Genomic DNA, 18,173 nt, shown 5'->3' on the forward strand with positions numbered 1-18,173 from the left:
GGCCGTCACCACACTCCGAGGGGCCGCCGGGCGGTGGGGTCGGTGCCCGGCCGGGCACCGGCCGGTGGGTGGCCCGGCAGGCGGCGGAAGGTGCTGTGGTCCGCGACGCCGGCTCCGACCACCGGGGGCGACACCTGTGGCCACAGCAGCCCTGGTGCCATCGGCGTGGAGCGGGCGTCGCCGAAGCGGCGCCGGGCCACTCCGCCTCCGCTTGGCGCCCGAATGTGTGACGTCGCGTCACTCAGCTTTTTTCGCAGGCGGGTTGGGGGGTCGTATGTGTGCCACATGCTGTTCATGAGGCCTCCGATCATCCATCGCGTCCGGAGTATTGACGCGCCCCCTGAAACAAGTCAATAGTTTTTGTATCTTCGACTCTCTCACAGTCCGACCGGCACGTCATCCCGCGCCGTCACTCCGACGTCAAGGAACTCTCATGGGGGGCAGGGTGCTCGTCGACGCCGAGGCGGTCGGCTTCTCCGGTCTGAACGCGCGCACCCTGTCTCGATGAGGAGGCACCCCCGATGGGCCGTTACACCCGGCTCCGCCGGATCCAAAAGATGGACCCGCAGCAGGACTACGAGGAGATCTTCGCGCTGCTCACCCGGTACGAGTTCCCCTGGGACTACCTTCAGGGCGTCTCCGTCGCGTTCCTGCGCGACTACGGCGTCCCCCGCATCTCCCGGCTGCTGGACCGCACGCAGGAGTTCGAGCGCGCGGGGCAGAAGCGCTACGACGACACGGTCCTGATCGCGTACGAGATGGTCCGCGACGGCATGGACTCACCGCACGGGCGGGCCGCCGCCCGTCACCTCAACCGTATCCACGGCCGCTACCGCATACCGAACGAGGACTACCTGTACGTGCTGGCCACCACCGTGGTCGGCCCGAAACGGTGGATCGACCGCTACGGCTGGCGCACGCTGTCCTGGCAGGAGACCGAGAGCCTGGCCCTGGTCGGACGACGGATGGGCGACCTGATGGGCATCGCCGGCATGCCCGCCGACTACGCCGGTTTCGAGCATCTCCTCGACTCCTACGAGAAGGAGATGTTCGCCTACGACCCCGCCAACCGGCGGGTGGCCGCGGCCACTTTGCGGGTCATGACCGACTGGTATCCCCGGCCGCTGCGTCCGCTCGTCTCGCGCTTCTTGATGGCGGTTCTGGACGAACCGCTGCTGACCGCGCTCGGCTTCGCCCCGCAGCCCCGCCTGCTGCGCGCCGCCGCCCACCGCGTCCTGCGCACCCGTGCCGCGGTGGTGCGCCTGCTTCCACCCCGGCCCGCGTGGTGGGGGTTCCGGCACAAGCCGCGCAGCTACCCGTTCGGGTGGACGCTGGACGACCTCGGCCCGCACTGGGCGCACGGCAGGCCGTTGGAGCCGCTCGCCGACGAGACCTCACCGCTGGAGAACCGATGACCGACACCGATACCTCCCGAAGGACGCCGCCGACGGCGACGTTCACGTCCCGGGACCCGGCCACCGGCCGGCCGCTCGCCGACCACCCGGTCCACGGACCGGAGGACGTCGCGTCGGCGGTGGAACGGGGCCGGGCGGCCGGCGCGCGCTGGGCGGCGCTCCCGGCCGCCCGGCGGCGTGCCCATCTGCTCTGCTGGAAGCGGAAGTTGGCAGCGGAGCTGGACACGGTGGCGGCGTCCGTCGCGGCGGAGACGGGCAAGCCGCTCCAGGACGCGGAACTGGAAGTGGTGCTGACCCTGGAGCACTTGTCCTGGGCGGCGCGCAACGCCGGCCCCGTGCTGCGCAGGCGCCGGGTCCGCACCGGTCTGGCGGCGTCGAACCAGGCGGCCTTCGTCGTCCACCGGCCGCTCGGCGTGGTCGGGGTGATCGGCCCCTGGAACTACCCCGTCTACACGCCGATGGGGTCGATCGGCTACGCCCTGGCGGCGGGCAACGCCGTGGTGTTCAAACCGTCCGAGTACACCCCGGGCACCGGCGTGCTGCTCGCCCGGCTCTTCGACGCGGCCGTGCCCGACTTCGCGGGTCTGTTCACCGTCGTCACGGGTGCCGCCGAAACCGGCGCGGCGCTGGCCGCCTCCGGGGTCGACAAGCTCGCCTTCACCGGCTCGCCGGGGACCGCGCGCAAGGTGATGGAGGTGTGTGCCCGGTCGCTGACGCCGTTCCTGGCCGAATGCGGGGGCAAGGACGCCGTTCTCGTCACCGCGGACGCGGACCTCGACGCCGCCGCGGACGCCGTCGTGTGGGGCGCGCTGGGCAACGCGGGCCAGACCTGTGCGGGTGTGGAGCGCGTCTACGCGGTCCGCGCGGTGCACGCGGAACTGTGCGACCGGGTCGTGGAGCGGGCCCGCGTGCTGCGGCCCGGCGCGGGCCCGGACGCCGCCTACGGTCCGATGACGATGCCGGGCCAGAGCGACGTGGTGCGCCGGCATGTCGACGCCGCGCTGGCGGCCGGCGCGGGCGCGCCGCTCGGTGGCACGGATGCGTCGGTGTCGCCGGAACCGTCGGAGTCGTCGGAGCCGTCGGGCGGGCCGTTCGTGGCGCCGGTGGTTCTGGTCGACGTACCGGAGGACTGTCCCGCGATGACCGAGGAGACCTTCGGGCCGACCGTCGCGATCAACGCCGTGGCGGACGTCGACGAGGCGGTGCGCCGCGCCAACACGTCCCGATACGCACTGGGCGCGGCGGTGTTCTGCGGCAGCCGCCGCGAAGGCGCCGCGATCGCGTCCCGGCTGCGCGCGGGAGCGGTGTCGGTGAACTCGGTGCTCGGCTTCGCCGCCGTTCCGGCCCTGCCGTTCGGCGGATCGGGCGACTCCGGCTTCGGCCGTATCCACGGTGCGGACGGACTGCGGGCGTTCACCGCGCCGCAGTCGGTCACGGTCCGGCGCTTCGCGCCTCCGGTCGACCTGACGTCCTTCGCCACCCCGTCCGCCGCGAAGGCCCGTGCCGTCGCGCTCACGCGGTGGCTGCACACCAGGCGTTGAGGGGTGGCCGGCCGGGCCCGCCGCGGGACGCGATGCGGGTCCGGCAGCTCCCGTCAGGCGTCGAGCAGCGGCGCGAGGTAGCGCCGGGCGAAGGCGCGGGCCTGCTCCTCGTCGTCCAGTTCGATGCAGCCGGCCGGGTTGAGGAGGAAGGAGACGGCGACACGCACCATCAGCTCCGCCACCGGTCGCGGGTCGGAGTCCGAGCGGCCCTCGGTGTGCTGGGCCCGCCGCAGATGGGACGTCAGGTAATCGGTGGTGACGACGAGGGCGGGGCCGCCCTGGACGGTCAGGTAGGGCAGGACCACCTCGGGTTCGAGCCGCAGCAGCCCTCCGAAGAGCGGGTGGGCCCTGGTGTGGCGCAGGGCGACCACGAAACCCTCGACGACCCTGTCCTGCATGGTCGGCAACGCGGCGACCGCGTCGTCCAGTTCCCGGAAGAAGCGGCTGACCTCGCGCAGCAGGCACGCCTCGACCAGTCCGTCCTTGTTCCGGAAACGGCGGTACACCGTCACCCGCGAGACGCCGGCCCGTTTGGCGACGTCGTCCACCGAGGAGCGGCGCAGGCCGAAGGTCGTGAACTGCTCCAGGGCGGCATCGAGGATCTGCCGCGCCAGTCTTTCCTCCGTCTCCGGCCGTGCGAGGGCACGGGCGAGCGAGGAGTCGTTCGCAGAAGTCTTCATGGTGTCTTTCACGGTACCGGCCCACCTCCACTGAGCAACATTGAAACATGCTCCATATACATGTATCCCAACGCCGTGTCCCACCACGTTCGGAGGCCCCACATGGGAAGTCGTCTCACCGCACAGCAGGCGGACTTCGCCGCCGCCATCCGTGACTTCGCCCAGCGCGAGTGCGGGTCACGGGAGCAGCGCGCCGCGCTGACGCAGGACGGCCGGGAGCCGCACAACCCCAAGATCTACGGCATGCTCGCCGAACTCGGCTGGCTCGGGGTCTGCCTGCCCGAGGAGTACGGCGGGGCGGGCGGGGGCATCGGCGATGCCTGCGTGTTCCTCGAGGAGACCTCCTACGGAATGGTGCCCGCGGGGGGTTTCACCACCACCGTCATCACCGCCAAGGCGTACGAACGGTTCGGCTCCGAGCGGCAGCGGCGGGAGGTGCTCGGCGGCGCGGCGCGCGGCGGCGTCCTCGCCATCGCCATGTCGGAGCCCGGCGCCGGATCCGACGTGGGGGCTCTGCGCTGCCGTGCCGAACGGCAGGCGGACGGGGACTGGCTGATCGACGGTCAGAAGACCTGGATCTCCAATGCCCACCTCGCCGACAGCGTGCTGCTGGTGGCCCGGACGGGCGGCGACAAGCACAAGGGGCTCACCATGTTCCACGTGCCGGCGAGCACGCCGGGCATCGAGATCCGCGGCATCGAGACCATGGGCGGCAAGGAGGTCAACGACGTCTTCTTCACCGGCGTACGGCTGCCCGCCGACGCGGTGGTCGGGGAAGTCGACGGGGGCTGGGAGCAGTTGATGGCCGGGCTGAACCACGAGCGGCTGTTCCTGGCCGCCAACATGCTGGGCCTGGCGCGCAGGGCCTTCGACGACGCGGTCGCCTACATCGGCGAACGCGAGCAGTTCGGCCGGCCCGTCGGGAGCTTCCAGGCACTGCGGCACCGCGTCGCCGATCTCGCCACGGAGATCGAGTGCACGCGGCTGCTGGTACGCGAGGTGGCGTCGGACTGCGACGCCGAGCCCGACCGGCTCTTCCCCCGGGAGGCCTCGATGGCCAAGCTCAAGGCCACCGAGACGGCCAAGCGGGTCGCTCTGGAGTGCATGCAGATGATGGGCGGCTACGGCTACGCCACCGAGTACGGGATGGAGCGCCATCTGCGGGCCGCCGTGGTCTCCACCGTCTACGGCGGCACCAGCGAGATCCAGCGCGACATCATCGGCAGGAGCTACGGGCTGTAGAAGTCGCCGACGGCCGTACGCCGACGGCCGCCCCGCCGGTTCGGGCGGGGCGGCCGTCGGCGTGTGGGGCGGCCGTCGGTGGGCGGGGCGGGTGGAGCGGGGTCGCCGTCAGTCGGCGTAGAGCTCCGTCAGTTCGGTGGCGTGCCGGTCGCGGATGACGCGGCGGCGCATCTTCAGCGACGGCGTCAGCTCACCGGTCGCCGGCCCCCATTCCCGGGCCAGCAGCCGGTACCGTTTGACCTGTTCGGTCCGGTTGAGCCGGGTGTTGGCCGCGGCGACCGCACGGTCGACCTCCTCGCGCACGGCGGGGTGGGCGGCCAGGGCCGCGAGGTCGCCGCCGGTGTCGATGCCGTGGGCGGTGGCCCAGGCGGGGGCGGCCTCGGGGTCGAGCACCAGCAGGGCGACGAGGTAGGAACGGTTGTCACCGTGCACCAAGGCCTGCCCGATCAGGGGGTGTTCCTTCAGGGTGTTCTCCACCAGGGCCGGGGAGACGTTCTTCCCCGTCGAGGTGATGATCATTTCCTTCTTCCGGTCGGTGAGCCACACATAGCCGTCGTCGTCGATCCGGCCGATGTCCCCCGTGGCCAGCCATCCGTCGTCGTCCAGTACCGACCGCACCGAACCGTCCTGCTGAAGGTAACCGGAGAAGACGGAGGCGCCCCGTACCTCGAGCTCCCCGTCCTCGGCGAGGCGGACCTCCACGGACGAGACCGGGCGTCCGACCGAGCCCAGCCGGAACCCGGTGCGGGGGCTGTTGGTCGTGGCCACGCCCGTCGTCTCGGTCAGGCCCCACGCGTCCATGATCACGACGCCCAGGCCGGACCAGAACCTCACCACGTCCAGGGACATGGGCGCGGAGGCGCTGGCGGTCCAGGTCACCCGGTCGAGTCCGCCCGCGGCCAGCAGCGGCTGGAGCACTTTCTCCCGCATCCGGGCGTACGCCGCCTCCAGTTCGGGGGGCGGGGTCTCCCCCCGCTCCCGGAAACCGACGTGCTCGCGGGCCACCTCCATGGCCTTCTCCACGCCGTGGCGCTGTTCCTCCGGAAGCACGGCCAGCCCGGCGCGTACCGCCACGGCCAGCTTCTCCCAGATCCTCGGCACGCCGAAGAACTGCCGTGGCCGCACCTCGCGCACCGTCTCGGCGACGACGGTCGGGTCGGCGCACAGATAGACGTGCGAGGCGCGGTGACAGGGCAGGTAGATGCCCAGCATGCGTTCCGCGATGTGGGCGAACGGCAGGTAGCAGATGTGTTCGACGTGCGGCGGCAGTTCCACCGCCGCGTCGAGCGCGAGGGCGTTGGCGATCACCTGGCGGTGGGTCAGGACCACGCCCTTGGGCTCGCCGGTGGTGCCCGAGGTGTAGACGACGGTCAGCGGGTCGTCGGGGCCGGCCGTGTCCAGCGCCTTCTCGAACCCTTCCGGGACGGGTTCGCGGGTCAGTGCCGCGTACGACAGGTGCGGGCCCTCCTCCCCGGGTTCCACGACCACGAGCCGGGCCAGCGGTGTGGCGTCGTCGTCCAGCAGCGGCTCCCACACCTGAGCCTGGGCGGCGCCTTCCACCACTGCCACCGCCGCCCGGCAGTTGCGGGCGATATGGGCGATCTGTTCGGGCGCCGCGGTGCCGTAGACACTGACGGGCACGGCGCCGAGGCGTACCAGGGCTAGGTCGGACAGCCAGTGCTCGGGCCGGTTGGCCGTCATCAGCAGGACATGGTCCCCGCGGCCGACGCCGAGCGCCGCGTACCCGGCGGCGAGTCGTCCGGTGTGCTCCCGGACCTGCGCCCAGTCGAGCGTGGCCCATCCCGCGCCGTCCGGCTTGCGCCAGGACAGGGCGGGCCGGTCCGGGTGGGCGCGGGCGTTGTGTTCCACGAGCAGCGGCAGCGTGGACCGTGCCGCTTGTTCCCCGTCGGTGCGCGGGGCTGGTGTCATGACGGCCTCCTGGCGGGCTGGACGGTTCGGGGGCGTATCGAGGGGCGGGGGGAGGGATGGGACGGGAGGGATGGTGCGGCGGTTTCGGGCGAAGGGTCCGGGCGTCAGCCGTCGGTGAAGGTCTCTCCGCGCTCGGCCCTGCGGAGCAGCGACGCGGGCGGGGTGAAACGCTCTCCGTGCCGTGCGGCGAGTTCACGCGCGCGGGCCACGAAGCCGGGCAGGCCTCCCGGGTAACCGTTGATGTACTGCAGGACGCCGCCGGTCCAGGCGGGGAAGCCGATGCCGAGGATGGAGCCGACGTTGGCGTCCGCGACGGAGACCAGGACACCCTCCTCCAGGCAGCGCACGGAGTCGAGGGCCTCGGCGAAGAGCATCCGCTCCTTGAGTTCCCTCAGGTCGGCCTCGCGCAGCGCCGGGTCGGCGAAGTGTTCCCGCAGCCCGGGCCAGAGTCCGGCTCGCCGGCCGTCGGCGTACTCGTAGAAGCCGGCACCGCCACTGCGGCCGGTGCGGCCGAACTCGTCGATCATGCGGTCGACGACGGCGTCGGCCGGGTGGGGTGTCCACTCCCGGCCCGCCTCCTGCGCGGCGCGGCGCGTCTCCTCCCGGATGCGGCGCGGCAGGGTGAGGGTGAGTTCGTCCATCAGGGAGAGCACCTTGGCCGGGTAGCCGGCCTGGGCCGCGGCCTGTTCGACGGAGGCGGGGTCGTACCCCTCGCCGACCAGGGCGACGCCCTCGTCGATGAAGCGGCCGATGACCCGGGAGGTGAAGAAGCCGCGGCTGTCGTTGACGACGATCGGTGTCTTCTTGATCTGCCGGACCAGGTCGAAGGCGCGGGCGAGCGCCTCGTCGCCGGTCCGCCCGCCCTTGACGATCTCCACCAGTCTCATCCGGTCCACCGGCGAGAAGAAGTGCAGGCCGATGAAGTCCTTCGGGCGGCCCACCGCACCGGCGAGCGAAGTGATGGGCAGGGTGGAGGTGTTGGAGCACAGCAGGGCATCGGCGGCGACCACGCTCTCGGCCTCCCGGAGCACCCGGGCCTTGAGGCCGGGGTCCTCGAAGACGGCCTCGATCACGGCGTCGCAGCCCGCCAGGTCCTGGGCGTCGGCGGTGGGCGTGATCCGGGCGAGGTGCGCCGTGCGTGCGGCGTCGGTGGTCCGGCCCGCGGCCACCGCCTTCTCCAGCAGCCGCGCCGAGTACGCCTTGCCCCGCTCGGCCGACTCGACGGACACGTCCTTGAGGACGACGTCGATCCCGGCCCCGGCGCAGGCGTACGCGATGCCCGCCCCCATCATGCCGGCGCCCAGGACGGCGACCCTGCTCACGGTGCGGGCGGGGATGTGCTGCGGCCGGTTGGCGCCCGCGTCGACGGCCCGCAGGTCGTAAAAGAACGCCTGGATCATGTTCTTGGCGGTCTGCCCGGTCAGCAGGTCGGTGAGGTAGCGGGCCTCGATGACGAAGGCGGTGTCGATGTCGACCTGGGCGCCTTCCACCGCGGCGGCCAGGATGTTGCGCGGCGCCGGGTAGGGCGCTCCGGCCAGCTTCTTGCGGAGGGCCGCGGGGAAGGCCGGGAGCTGGGCGGCCAGCGCGGGGTGGGCGGGGGTGCCGCCGGGGATGCGGTGGCCGGGCCGGTCCCAGGGCTGCGCGGAGACCGGGTGGGCGTCGATGAAGGCCCTGGCCCGGGCGAGCAGGTCCGCGGGGTCGGCGGCGATCTCGTCGACCAGGCCTGCGGCGAGCGCGGCGGCCGGTGCGTACCGCCTGCCCTCGAGCAGCACCTTCCGCAGCGCCTCGGCGATACCGAACATCCTTACCGTGCGGGTCACTCCGCCGCCGCCGGGCAGCAGCCCGAAGGTCACCTCGGGCAGACCCACCCGGGCGGTGTGCCGGTCCAGGACGACGCGGTGGTGGCAGGCCAGCGCGATCTCGTAACCGCCGCCTAAAGCCGCGCCGTTGAGGGCGGCCACGACGGGGACACCCAGCGTCTCCAGCCTGCGCAGAGCGCGCTTGACCCGCATGCCGACCTCGAAGGAGCGGCCGGCGGTCTCGGGGGTGACGGCGCTCAGGTCGCGCAGGTCGCCGCCGGCGAAGAAGGTCTCCTTGGCGGAGGCCACGACGACGCCCTTGAGGGTGTCGCGCCGGCTCTCCAGCCGGTCGACGACGGCGTCGAGGGAATCGACGAACGCCTGGTTCATGGTGTTGGCGGACTGGCGGGGGTCGTCGAGGACGAGGGTGACGACGCCGGTGTCGTCCTGTTCCCAGCGGATGGTGGGGCTGTCGGTCATGACAAGGTCTCCGTAGAAGTCGCTCGGGGCGCTCGGGTCGCTCGGGTGCGGGGTCCGCCGGGGCTTCAGAGGCGCTCGACGACGGTGGCGATGCCCATGCCGCCGCCCACGCACAGGGTGGCCAGGCCATAGCGCTTGTCCCGGCGCTCCAGCTCGTCCACCAGGGTGCCCAGGATCATCGCGCCGGTGGCGCCCAGCGGGTGACCCAGCGCGATGGCCCCGCCGTTCACGTTGACCTTGTCCAGCGACAGGCCCATGTCCTTCACGAAACGCAGCACCACCGCCGCGAACGCCTCGTTGATCTCCACCAGGTCGATGTCGTCGATGCTCAGCTTGGCCCTGGCCAGCGCCTTGCGGGTGGCGGGGGCGGGCCCGGTGAGCATGATGGTGGGCTCGGAGCCGGAGACGGCCGCGGAGACGATCCGGGCACGCGGGCTCAGCCCGTAGCGCTCGCCGACCTCCCGGCTGCCGACGGCGAGCAGCGAGGCGCCGTCCACGATGCCGGAGGAGTTGCCCGCGTGATGGACGTGCTCGATCCTCTCCACCCAGTGGTACTTCTGCAGCGCCACCGCGTCGAAGCCGCCCAGCTCGCCGATGTCCGCGAAGGACGGCCTGAGCCCGGCCAGGGAGCCGGCGGTGGTCCCGGGACGCAGATGCTCGTCGTGGTCCAGGACCACCAGCCCGCTGCGGTCCCTCACCGGGACCACGGAGCGCGCGAAGCGGCCCTCCTTCCAGGCGGTGGCGGCGCGCTCCTGGGAGAGGGCCGCGTACTCGTCGACGTCGCGGCGGGAGAAGCCCTCGAGGGTGGCGATGAGGTCGGCGCCGATGCCCTGCGGGACGAAACCGATCTCGTGGTTGGTCAGCGGGTCCATCGACCAGGCGCCGCCGTCGGAGGCCATCGGGACGCGGGACATGGATTCCACGCCGCCGGCCAAAACCAGGTCCTCCCAGCCGGAACGGACCTTGGCCGCGGCCAGGTTGACCGCCTCCAGACCCGAGGCGCAGAACCGGTTCTCCTGAACGCCGGCGACCGTGTCGGGCAGCCCGGCCGCGAGGGCGGCGATCCGGGCGATGTCGGAGCCCTGGTCGCCCACCGGGCTGACCACGCCCAGCACCACGTCGTCGACGGCGGCCGGGTCAAGGTCCGGGAAGCGGGCACGGAGCTCGTGGATGAGGCCGACCACCAGGTCGACCGGTTTCGTGCCGTGCAGGGCGCCGTTCGCCTTGCCACGCCCGCGCGGGGTGCGGATCGCGTCGTACACGTACGCTTCGGTGCTCACGGGAAGGCCTTTCGCCGAGGAGGTCGGGGCGCGTCGGGACGGAGGGGCGCTCACGGGCACTCAACCGAGCAGCGAGCGGCCGATGATCTCCTTCATGATTTCCGTGGTGCCGCCGTAGATCGTCTGGATGCGGCCGTCGAGGAACGCCCTGGCGACCCGGTACTCCGCCATGTAGCCGTATCCGCCGTGTAGTTGGAGGCAGCGGTCGACGGTCCGCTTCTGCAGTTCGGTGGCCCACCACTTGGCCATCGAGGCGTGCGCGGCGTCGAGGCGTCCCGCGCTGTGCTCGGTGATGCAGCGGTCGACGAAGCTCCGGGTGACGGCGCACTCGGTGGCCATCTCGGCGATCTCGAAGCGGATGTGCTGGAGGCGGGCGAGCGGCCGGCCGAAGGCCTCGCGCTCCTTCACATGGGCCATGGTGAGTTCGAGAATGTGCTCGGCCGCGGCCGCGGCGCCCACGGCGATGGCCAGCCGCTCCTGTGCGAGGTTGGCCATGAGGGCGGAGAACGCCTGGTTCTCCGCGCCGAGCAGGTTCGCCTTGGGCACCCGTACGTCGTCGAAGAACAACTCGGCGGTGTCCTGCGCCTTCTGGCCGATCTTGTCGAGGTTGCGGCCCCGCTCGAAGCCGGCCGTGCCCCGTTCGACGACGAGCAGGCTCTGCCCGGAACTGCCGCCCTCGGGGGTGGTGCGGGCCACGACGACGACCAGGTCGGCCAGGATGCCGTTGGAGATGAACGTCTTGGCGCCGTTGAGGAGGTAGTGGTCGCCCTGGTCGGTGGCGGTGGTCCGGATGCCCTGGAGGTCGGAGCCCGCACCGGGCTCGGTCATCGCGATGGCCGTGATCGTCTCCCCGGTGGTGAAGCCGGGCAGCCAGCGCCGTTTCTGTTCGTCGGTGGCGAGACGGGTCAGGTAGGGGCCGACGATGTCGTTGTGCAGGCTCAGTGCCAGGCCGGACGCCCCGGCACGGGCGAACTCCTCGATGAGCACGGCGCTGTGGCGGAAGTCGTCGGTGCCTCCGCCGCCGTACTCCGGGTCGACCGCGAGGCCCAGCAGGCCCTGCCGGCCGGCCGCGCGCCACACCTCGCGGCTCACGACGCCCTCCCGCTCCCAGCGTTCGTGGTGCGGCAGCACCTCCTTCTCCAGGAAGGTGCGCACGGTGTCGCGGAACGCCTCGTGGTCCGCCGTGTAGATGTCTCGCTGCATGTCGGGTGTCTCCACGTCGGGGATGGGGAGCGGTGGGCCTCGCCGTGCACGGGGCCGTCGTTCAGAGCCAGTTCCTGACCTGCTCGACGAGCCGGGCCGGGTCGGGGCCGACGGGAGTGACGTTGAGCATGGTCACGCCCGCCTCGCGGAACACCTCGACCCGGTCCCGTACGTAGCCCTCGGGGCCCGCCAGGCAGAGGAGTTCGCACAGTTCGGCCGGGACCGCGGACTCGGCCTCCCGCTTGCGGCCCGCCAGGTAGTGCTCCTGGACGGCGGCGGCCTCGGCCTCGTAGCCGTACTGGCAGACCAGGTCGTAGTAGAAGTTGCGTCCCGGCGCCCCCATCCCGCCCACGTACAGGGCGACCAGGGGCCGCATCAGGTCGCGGACCGCCTCGGCCCCGTCGCCGACGGCGAGCAGCCCGCCGGCGACGACGGACAGCGGGCCGAGGGCCGCGTCGCGCCGGGCGGTGCCCTCGGTGAGGGGGCCGTTCCAGATCTTGGCCGCGTGCTCGGGCGCGTAGAGGAAGGGCAGCCAGCCGTCGGCGAGTTCGGCGGTCATCCGGACGTTGGCGGGGCCGAGGGCGGCGACGTACACGGGGATGGTGTCGCGGACGGGGCGGGTGAGCAGCTTCAGGGGTTTGCCGAGCGTGCCGCCCTTCTCGGCGGGGAGCGGCATGTCGGTGATGCCGTGGTGCTCGATCACCTCGCGCCGCCAGATGCGCCGGGCGAGGTGGATCGTCTCGCGGGTGCGGCCGAGGGGTCTGTCGTAGCGCCGGCCGTGCCAGCCCTCGACGACCTGGGGGCCGGACGCGCCGATGCCGAGCATGGCGCGCCCGCCGGTCAGGGCGTCCAGTCCGGCGGCGGTCTGGGCGAGCAGCGCGGGGGTGCGGGAGTAGACGTTGAGGATGGCGGAGCCGATGCGCAGCCGTTCGGTGCGGGCGGCGAGGTATCCCATCACGGTCGGCGAGTCGAAGCCGTAGGCCTCGGCCACCCAGATCGCGTCGAGTCCCGCGGACTCCAGCGCGGCGGCTTCGTCGGCGGCCCTGCGCGGGTCGCCGGCGTACTGCAGGGGGGTGGACAGTTCCATCAGCGGCCGTCCTCGGTGGGGGCTTCGGGGGTCGGAGTTCCGGAGGCCGGGGTCGGGGTCCCGGGGTGCGGGGCTCCGGTCAGGGCGGGGATCCGCCAGTCCTTGGCCACCTCGTGCTGGTGGGCGCCGGGCAGGGCGGGCGGGCGGCGCAGGGCGCCGGGTGTGGCGGAGAAGCGGGGGGCCACCCCGGGCTGGACGAGGCCGTGTTCCTCGGTGAAGGTGCGGCGGTGCCTGAGGTGAGGGTGGCGGGCGGCCTCCCGCAGGGAGAGCACGGGGGCGACGCAGGCGTCCGTGCCCTCGAAGACGGCGGTCCACGCGTCGCGGTCCGCCGTCTTGAAGCGGGCGGCGAACCGGTCCCGCAGGTCCGGCCACCCGCGCGGGTCGGCGCGGTCGGGCAGGTCGTCGGCGTCGAGGCCGAGCAGCCGCACGAACTCGGCGTAGAACTGGGGCTCCAGCGCGCCGACCGCCATCCAGCCGCCGTCCCGCGTCCCGTAGACGGCGTAGTAGGGGCAGCCGCCGTCGAGGAGGTTGCGGCCGCGGCCGTCCTGCCAGGAACCGGAGGCGAGCATGCCCTGGACGATGGCGGTCAGGTGGGCGGTGCCGTCGACGATCGCCGCGTCCACCACCTGTCCCGCGCCGGTGACGCGCGCGGTCAGCAGTGCGGCGAGCACCCCGACGACGAGGTAGAGGGAGCCGCCCGCGTAGTCGCCGAGCAGGTTGGCCGGGATCGCGGGCGGCCCGTCCGGGGCGCCGATCATGCCGAGCGCGCCCGCGGTGGCGATGTAGCCGATGTCGTGTCCCGCCCGGGGTGCGAGCGGTCCGTCCTGGCCCCAGCCGGTCATCCGGCCGTACACGAGGGCCGGGTTGGCGGCCCGGCACTCCTGCGGGCCGACCCCCAGCCGCTCCGCGACCCCGGGGCGGAACCCCTCGATCAGGATGTCGGCGCGCGCGGCGAGATCCCGTACGGTCCCCGGCCCGGCGGCCGATTTGAGGTCGACCAGGACGGAGCGCTTGTTGCGGTTGGTGACGTCCCGGGCGGGCTCGACGCCGAGAGCCGTCGCCCCGGGGCGGTCGACGCGTACGACGTCGGCCCCCAGGTCGCCGAGGAGCATGCCGGCGAAGGGCGCGGGGCCTATCCCCGCCAGTTCCACCACCCGTACTCCGGCCAGCGGACCGGAACGGCGGGGCGGCGGGACCATCTGACGATCGGTCACGTCGTCGGGGTGGGCGGCGGTGTCACTCGTCGAGCTCATCGGTCCCTCTCTCACGGCAGGGGCGGCAGCCATCCTCCGAACGGGGCTCTACTTAGCGCTCGCTAAGAAGGTAGAGGGGGGTGGGAGAAGGGTCAATGCTCGCAACGCGACTACTTCACACGGCACTTCGGCTTGCATTCTCAGTGCATTACCCGGCAAACCACCCTCCGGGCAAGACTTCGGCGCCCGACTCCCGCAGGAGTGACGAGGGGGTGAACTGAACGATGGATAAGCAGGAATCAGGGGTGTGGGGGCGTCCGGCGGACGTAGCATGGCGCTCGCCGGCAATCCATCGGAGGAGCACCGTTGAGCACGCAGTCACGCCAGGAGGCCGTTGGCGCACCGCACTGGAGCACATACGGGCCGCTCGACCTGCACCCGATCCTCGTGCACACCATGGAGGCCTTCAACGAGCACGGGTACCACGGCACTTCGGTGCGGGACATCGCCGGACGGGTGGGAGTGACCGTCCCCGCGCTCTACTACCACTACGAGAACAAGCAGGCCCTGCTCGCCACGCTGCTGGAGACGTCGATGAAGGACGTCCTGGACCGCTGCCGGGCCGCCGCGGCCGAGGCGGGCGACGAGCCGCTCCCCCGCTTCTGCGCCATGGTCGAGTCGATCGTGCTCTACATGGCCAACCGCAAGGGACTGGCGTTCCTGGACACCGAGATCCGCAGTCTCGAGCCGGACAACCGCGCCCGGTACGTGGCCCTGCGCGACTATCTCGAGCACATGCTGCTCGACACGGTCGAGGCCGGTATCGCGCGGGGCGTCTTCACCACCCCCATCCCGGCCGACGCGGTCCGCGCCGTGCTCATCATGTGCCAGGGCGTGGCCAACTGGTACCGGGCCGACGGCCCTCTCACCGCCGCGGAGATCGCCGAGCGCCACGTGCTCCTCAGCCTCGGCACGGTCGGCCACCCCGGCGCGGTGGACGGCCGGGAAGGAATCCCCTCCCGCCGGGCGGCCCCGCCGAGGCCGCGGACGAACCCGGGGAACCGCCACTGAGGAGGGCCGGCGCGAACACGCGGGCACAGGTGCGCGCGGACACCGCACCGCGCGGCGCCGAAGGCCACTCGGCCCTGTCCTGTGCCCCGGTCGGCCCAGGCCGGCCGGACCGGTCCCACGGACCCTGGAACCAGGGGTTCCGGCGGCGGTCGTCCGGCCGGCGACTCCCGCGTGACCAGCCGCCCGAGGTCCTCGACACACCGCCGAAGCAGCCGCGACCGACTTGTGGGTGTCCCGCCCCTGCGGGGGTACCCGGCTCCGGAGCGACGAATCCGTCCCCCGTCGCCGACGGGTGGCACTGCCGTCGCAGAGGCCCAGGAGGAGGACCTATGTCGCATCCCGCACGCCGCAGCAGGGGGCCGCTCTCCGGGTGGGACGCCTTCCGGGAGCTCGAGGACCTCCGCTCCCGGATGGAGCACCTCACGCGCTCCACCTTCCCCTTTCCCGGCGACGACTTCTCCGAGACCGGCACGGCCGGCACCTGGACGCCGCCGGCCGACGTCGAGGACACCGGGGACGCCCACGTGGTGGAGCTGGAGCTCGCCGGTGCGGACAAGGACCGGATCAATGTCGAGGTCGGCGACGGCGAACTCGTCGTCCACGGTGAGATCGAGGAGCGGGAACGCACGGGTGTGGTCCGGCGGCACACCCGTCACGTCGGACGGTTCCACTACCGCACGACGCTGCCGCCCAACGCCGACACCGAGCACATCAGTGCGGAGCTGACCAACGGAGTCCTCACGGTGCGTGTCCCCAGGACCGGGAAGAGCACGCCGCGCCGCATCGAGATCACCGGCTGAGCCCGGGGCGGGACCGGCCGTCGGCGAGAGGCGGCAGCCGGCTCCACTCCACCGACCCTTCCCCCCACCCGAACATCCGAGCGAAGGCGGCAGCCATGCGAGCTCACCTCGGCGATCTACTCGTCATCGAAAGTCCGGCGACCGGCGCCACCAGGCGCGACGGCGAGATCATCGGACTCCACCACCAGGACGGGACACCCCCGTACGACGTGCGCTGGTCGGACACCCAGACGGTGACGGTCGTGTTTCCCGGGCCCGACGCGCACCTCCTGCATCCGGGGCACGAGCCCGGGACGGCCCAGGGGCCGTCCCGCCGACCGGGCGCGGCCGGAGCGGGTGCCGGTTCCGGTGCGCACCCCTCCGGCGCACACCACACCAGCGACCTCGGCCGACGGGTGGCCGCCGAGCGCGAGCGGCAGGGCCTGACCCGGGCCGAGACGGCCCGCCGCGCCAGGATGGCACCGGCGTATCTCGAGTACCTCGAGGAGCACCAGGCCGATCCGAGCCTGGCGACGCTCATCAACCTGGCCGGGGCGCTGAACACCACGGTCCAGGCCCTGCGCGGCGGCGGCACCGAGATGCCGCCGGGCCAGGGCGCGGCACTCCCGCACCCCCGACTCCTGGACCTCGCCCCCGAGGAGTGCCGCACCCTGCTGTCCACCCACGGGGTGGGGCGCGTCGCGGTGTCGACCCCGGACGGCCCGGCGGTCGTCCCGGTGAACTACGAGGTCGTCGACGACGTGATCGCCTTCCGGACCGCCCCCGACTCCGTGCCCGCGGAGGCCGTGGGATCGGACACCGCCTTCGAGGTCGACCACGTGGACGAGGCCATGAGCCAGGGCTGGAGCGTGCTCGCCGTCGGCCCCGCGCGGCTGGTCACGGACCCCGACGACGTGCGGCGGCTGACCGAACACACCCACACCGCTCCGTGGGCCGGGGGCGAACGCGAGATGTGGGTGACGCTCCGGCCCACCAGCCTGACGGGACGCCGCATCAGTCCGGCCGACCGCTGAGCGGCGCCTTCGCACGGGTCGTCGCAGGCCGTTACGGGCCGTTGCGCATCATGACGATTCGTTGCGCGGAGGGCTGCTCGGGTGTCGTCGGACCACGGTCACCGGATGCCGCACCACCGCGTCGAAGAGATAGCCCTGCGTGTTGGGTACCGCGACGTCCGGCTGACGGCGGCCGGCCATGTCGGTGGCACGGGCCAGGAGGTGGGCGGGCCCGGGGGCCCCGGGCGTCCAGGGGACGGACCAGCGGGTCCAGGTGCCGGCACGGCTGTCGTCGTGCAGCCGTGCCGGCCGCCAGCTCGCTCCGCCGTCGGTACTGACGTCGACCCGCGCGACGGCCCCGGCGCCCGACCAGGAACGGCCGTGCAGCACCTGCCTCTCCCCCGCCGGGAACGTGGCACCGCTCGCCAGCTCGAAGGCGCTCTTGAGTGTCTGCCGGGTCAGCGGCGCACTGCCCTCCGGCGGGTGGGCCGGGCCGAACAGCCGGTAGAAGGCGGTGTTCCACGGGGAGAGGAGCGGCTGCGCCGACACCTCGATGTCGCCGACCCACTTGACCGACGCGATCCCCACCCACGAGGGCACCAGCACCCGCACCGGATACCCGTGGTCGTAGGGCAGGGGCTCGCCGTTCATCTCGTACGCGAGCAGTACGTCGTCCAGCGCCTTGGCCAGCGGCAGCGGACGCCGCACCCGGCCGAGGTTCTCACCGCCGCTGACGTACTCGGCGTCCAGGCCGCGCGGCTGGACGTCCACGGCGGAGGAGGAGAGCCCCGCTCTGCGCAGTACGTCGGCCAGCCGCACCCCGCGCCAGCGGGCGACACCGATCGCGCCCAGACCCCACGCGGTGCCGGAGACGGTTTCGCCCTGTTGGCTCGTGTAGTGGCTGCGGCCGTTTCCGGCGCACTCGACGGACGTGGTCCGGGTGACGGCGGGCAGGGCGCGCAGGTCGTCGTACCCGAACTCCACCGGCCTGTCCTCGTCGGGCGCGCCCCGCAGGCCGCTGCCCCACAGCCGCAACCGCCAGTCGTCCGCGTCCAGGACGGGGGTGGCGGTGTGGTTGCGCACGAAGAACAGCTCGTTGGGGGTGTGGTAGCCGGTCCCGCGCAGCGCCTCCCAGCGGGTCTCGGCATTGGTGCCGCGCTGGACGAACCACTCGGGCGGCAGCGGTTTGACGATCGTGGGGTCGGCGGCGCGGGCCGGGCGCGCGTCGGGAAGCGCGGTCGCGGCGGCGGTGGCGGCGAGCAGGGTGAGCAGACGGCGGCGGCTGACCCCGTCCGCCTTGGCACCCCCGGTGAGCCACTGACGCATTCTGCGGCGGTCGTAGGCGGTTTCGTCATGGGTGGACGCACTGGGGGCTGATGCGTCGAGTCCGGTTCCGGGACGGGGCGACGGCACGGCGGATGCGGGCATGGCGGGTCCTCGTCGTCTGGGTCGGGGGCGGAT

15 protein-coding genes are annotated in these 18,173 nt (G+C 72.6%); 6 read left to right on the plus strand and 9 right to left on the minus strand.

The features are described from left to right. Positions 1-5: 5 nt before the first annotated feature. A complete protein-coding gene (locus tag ACIF80_RS25660) occupies positions 6-200 on the minus strand; it encodes a hypothetical protein (protein ID WP_399808833.1) in 195 nt (64 codons plus the stop codon). Between the two features lie 321 nt (positions 201-521). On the opposite strand from ACIF80_RS25660, the gene ACIF80_RS25665 reads away from it, so the two are divergent. Both ACIF80_RS25665 and ACIF80_RS25670 read left to right on the plus strand, forming a co-directional pair. Next, a complete protein-coding gene (locus tag ACIF80_RS25665) occupies positions 522-1,415 on the plus strand; it encodes an oxygenase MpaB family protein (RefSeq protein ID WP_399808836.1) in 894 nt (297 codons plus the stop codon). After that, positions 1,412-2,956, plus strand: a complete 1,545-nt coding sequence (locus ACIF80_RS25670; RefSeq protein ID WP_399808839.1) for an aldehyde dehydrogenase family protein — start codon at positions 1,412-1,414, stop codon at positions 2,954-2,956. The genes ACIF80_RS25665 and ACIF80_RS25670 overlap by 4 nt, the downstream gene beginning before the upstream one ends. Positions 2,957-3,009: 53 nt before the next feature. On the opposite strand, the gene ACIF80_RS25675 is transcribed toward ACIF80_RS25670, so the two are convergent. Beyond that, positions 3,010-3,636 carry a TetR family transcriptional regulator gene (locus tag ACIF80_RS25675; RefSeq protein ID WP_399808842.1) on the minus strand — a complete coding sequence of 209 codons (627 nt, stop codon included), beginning with the start codon at positions 3,634-3,636 and terminating at the stop codon, positions 3,010-3,012. A gap of 102 nt (positions 3,637-3,738) precedes the next feature. Between ACIF80_RS25675 and ACIF80_RS25680 the strand changes: the two genes are divergently transcribed. Continuing rightward, a complete protein-coding gene (locus tag ACIF80_RS25680; RefSeq protein WP_399808845.1) occupies positions 3,739-4,878 on the plus strand; it encodes an acyl-CoA dehydrogenase family protein in 1,140 nt (379 codons plus the stop codon). A gap of 108 nt (positions 4,879-4,986) precedes the next feature. Here the strand turns inward: ACIF80_RS25680 and ACIF80_RS25685 are convergent, their stop codons facing one another. The 6 genes from ACIF80_RS25685 to ACIF80_RS25710 form a co-directional block, all read right to left on the minus strand. Further along, on the minus strand, positions 4,987-6,807 hold the full coding sequence (locus tag ACIF80_RS25685) for an AMP-dependent synthetase/ligase (RefSeq protein WP_399808848.1): 1,821 nt from the start codon (positions 6,805-6,807) through the stop codon (positions 4,987-4,989). A gap of 104 nt (positions 6,808-6,911) precedes the next feature. Further along, on the minus strand, positions 6,912-9,086 hold the full coding sequence (locus tag ACIF80_RS25690) for a 3-hydroxyacyl-CoA dehydrogenase NAD-binding domain-containing protein (protein ID WP_399808850.1): 2,175 nt from the start codon (positions 9,084-9,086) through the stop codon (positions 6,912-6,914). 65 nt (positions 9,087-9,151) lie between these two features. Beyond that, positions 9,152-10,366, minus strand: a complete 1,215-nt coding sequence (locus ACIF80_RS25695; RefSeq protein WP_399808853.1) for an acetyl-CoA C-acetyltransferase — start codon at positions 10,364-10,366, stop codon at positions 9,152-9,154. A gap of 60 nt (positions 10,367-10,426) precedes the next feature. After that, positions 10,427-11,569 carry an acyl-CoA dehydrogenase family protein gene (locus tag ACIF80_RS25700; RefSeq protein WP_399808856.1) on the minus strand — a complete coding sequence of 381 codons (1,143 nt, stop codon included), beginning with the start codon at positions 11,567-11,569 and terminating at the stop codon, positions 10,427-10,429. A gap of 61 nt (positions 11,570-11,630) precedes the next feature. Further along, entirely contained in the window at positions 11,631-12,656 is a 1,026-nt protein-coding gene (locus ACIF80_RS25705; protein WP_399808859.1) for an LLM class F420-dependent oxidoreductase, read from the minus strand. Next, the gene (locus ACIF80_RS25710; RefSeq protein WP_399808952.1) at positions 12,656-13,855 is read right to left on the minus strand and encodes a CaiB/BaiF CoA transferase family protein; all 1,200 of its coding nucleotides are present in this window, start codon (positions 13,853-13,855) and stop codon (positions 12,656-12,658) included. Before ACIF80_RS25710 ends, ACIF80_RS25705 begins: the two co-directional genes overlap by 1 nt. A gap of 360 nt (positions 13,856-14,215) precedes the next feature. Between ACIF80_RS25710 and ACIF80_RS25715 the strand changes: the two genes are divergently transcribed. From ACIF80_RS25715 to ACIF80_RS25725, 3 genes are all read left to right on the plus strand, one after another. Further along, positions 14,216-14,920 (plus strand): TetR/AcrR family transcriptional regulator, encoded by a 705-nt coding sequence (locus ACIF80_RS25715; protein WP_399808861.1) that lies wholly within the window; start codon positions 14,216-14,218, stop codon positions 14,918-14,920. A gap of 329 nt (positions 14,921-15,249) precedes the next feature. Next, complete coding sequence (locus ACIF80_RS25720) at positions 15,250-15,720, plus strand: Hsp20/alpha crystallin family protein (protein WP_399808864.1); 471 nt, start codon at positions 15,250-15,252, stop codon at positions 15,718-15,720. A 95-nt stretch (positions 15,721-15,815) separates the two neighbouring features. After that, on the plus strand, positions 15,816-16,733 hold the full coding sequence (locus tag ACIF80_RS25725; protein ID WP_399808867.1) for a pyridoxamine 5'-phosphate oxidase family protein: 918 nt from the start codon (positions 15,816-15,818) through the stop codon (positions 16,731-16,733). 48 nt (positions 16,734-16,781) lie between these two features. Here the strand turns inward: ACIF80_RS25725 and ACIF80_RS25730 are convergent, their stop codons facing one another. After that, positions 16,782-18,140 carry a sulfite oxidase gene (locus ACIF80_RS25730; RefSeq protein ID WP_399808870.1) on the minus strand — a complete coding sequence of 453 codons (1,359 nt, stop codon included), beginning with the start codon at positions 18,138-18,140 and terminating at the stop codon, positions 16,782-16,784. Between the last annotated feature and the right edge of the window lie 33 nt (positions 18,141-18,173).

Origin of the sequence: Streptomyces sp. NPDC085927 (assembly GCF_044540975.1) — a bacterium.
GTDB lineage: Bacteria > Actinomycetota > Actinomycetes > Streptomycetales > Streptomycetaceae > Streptomyces > Streptomyces hirsutus.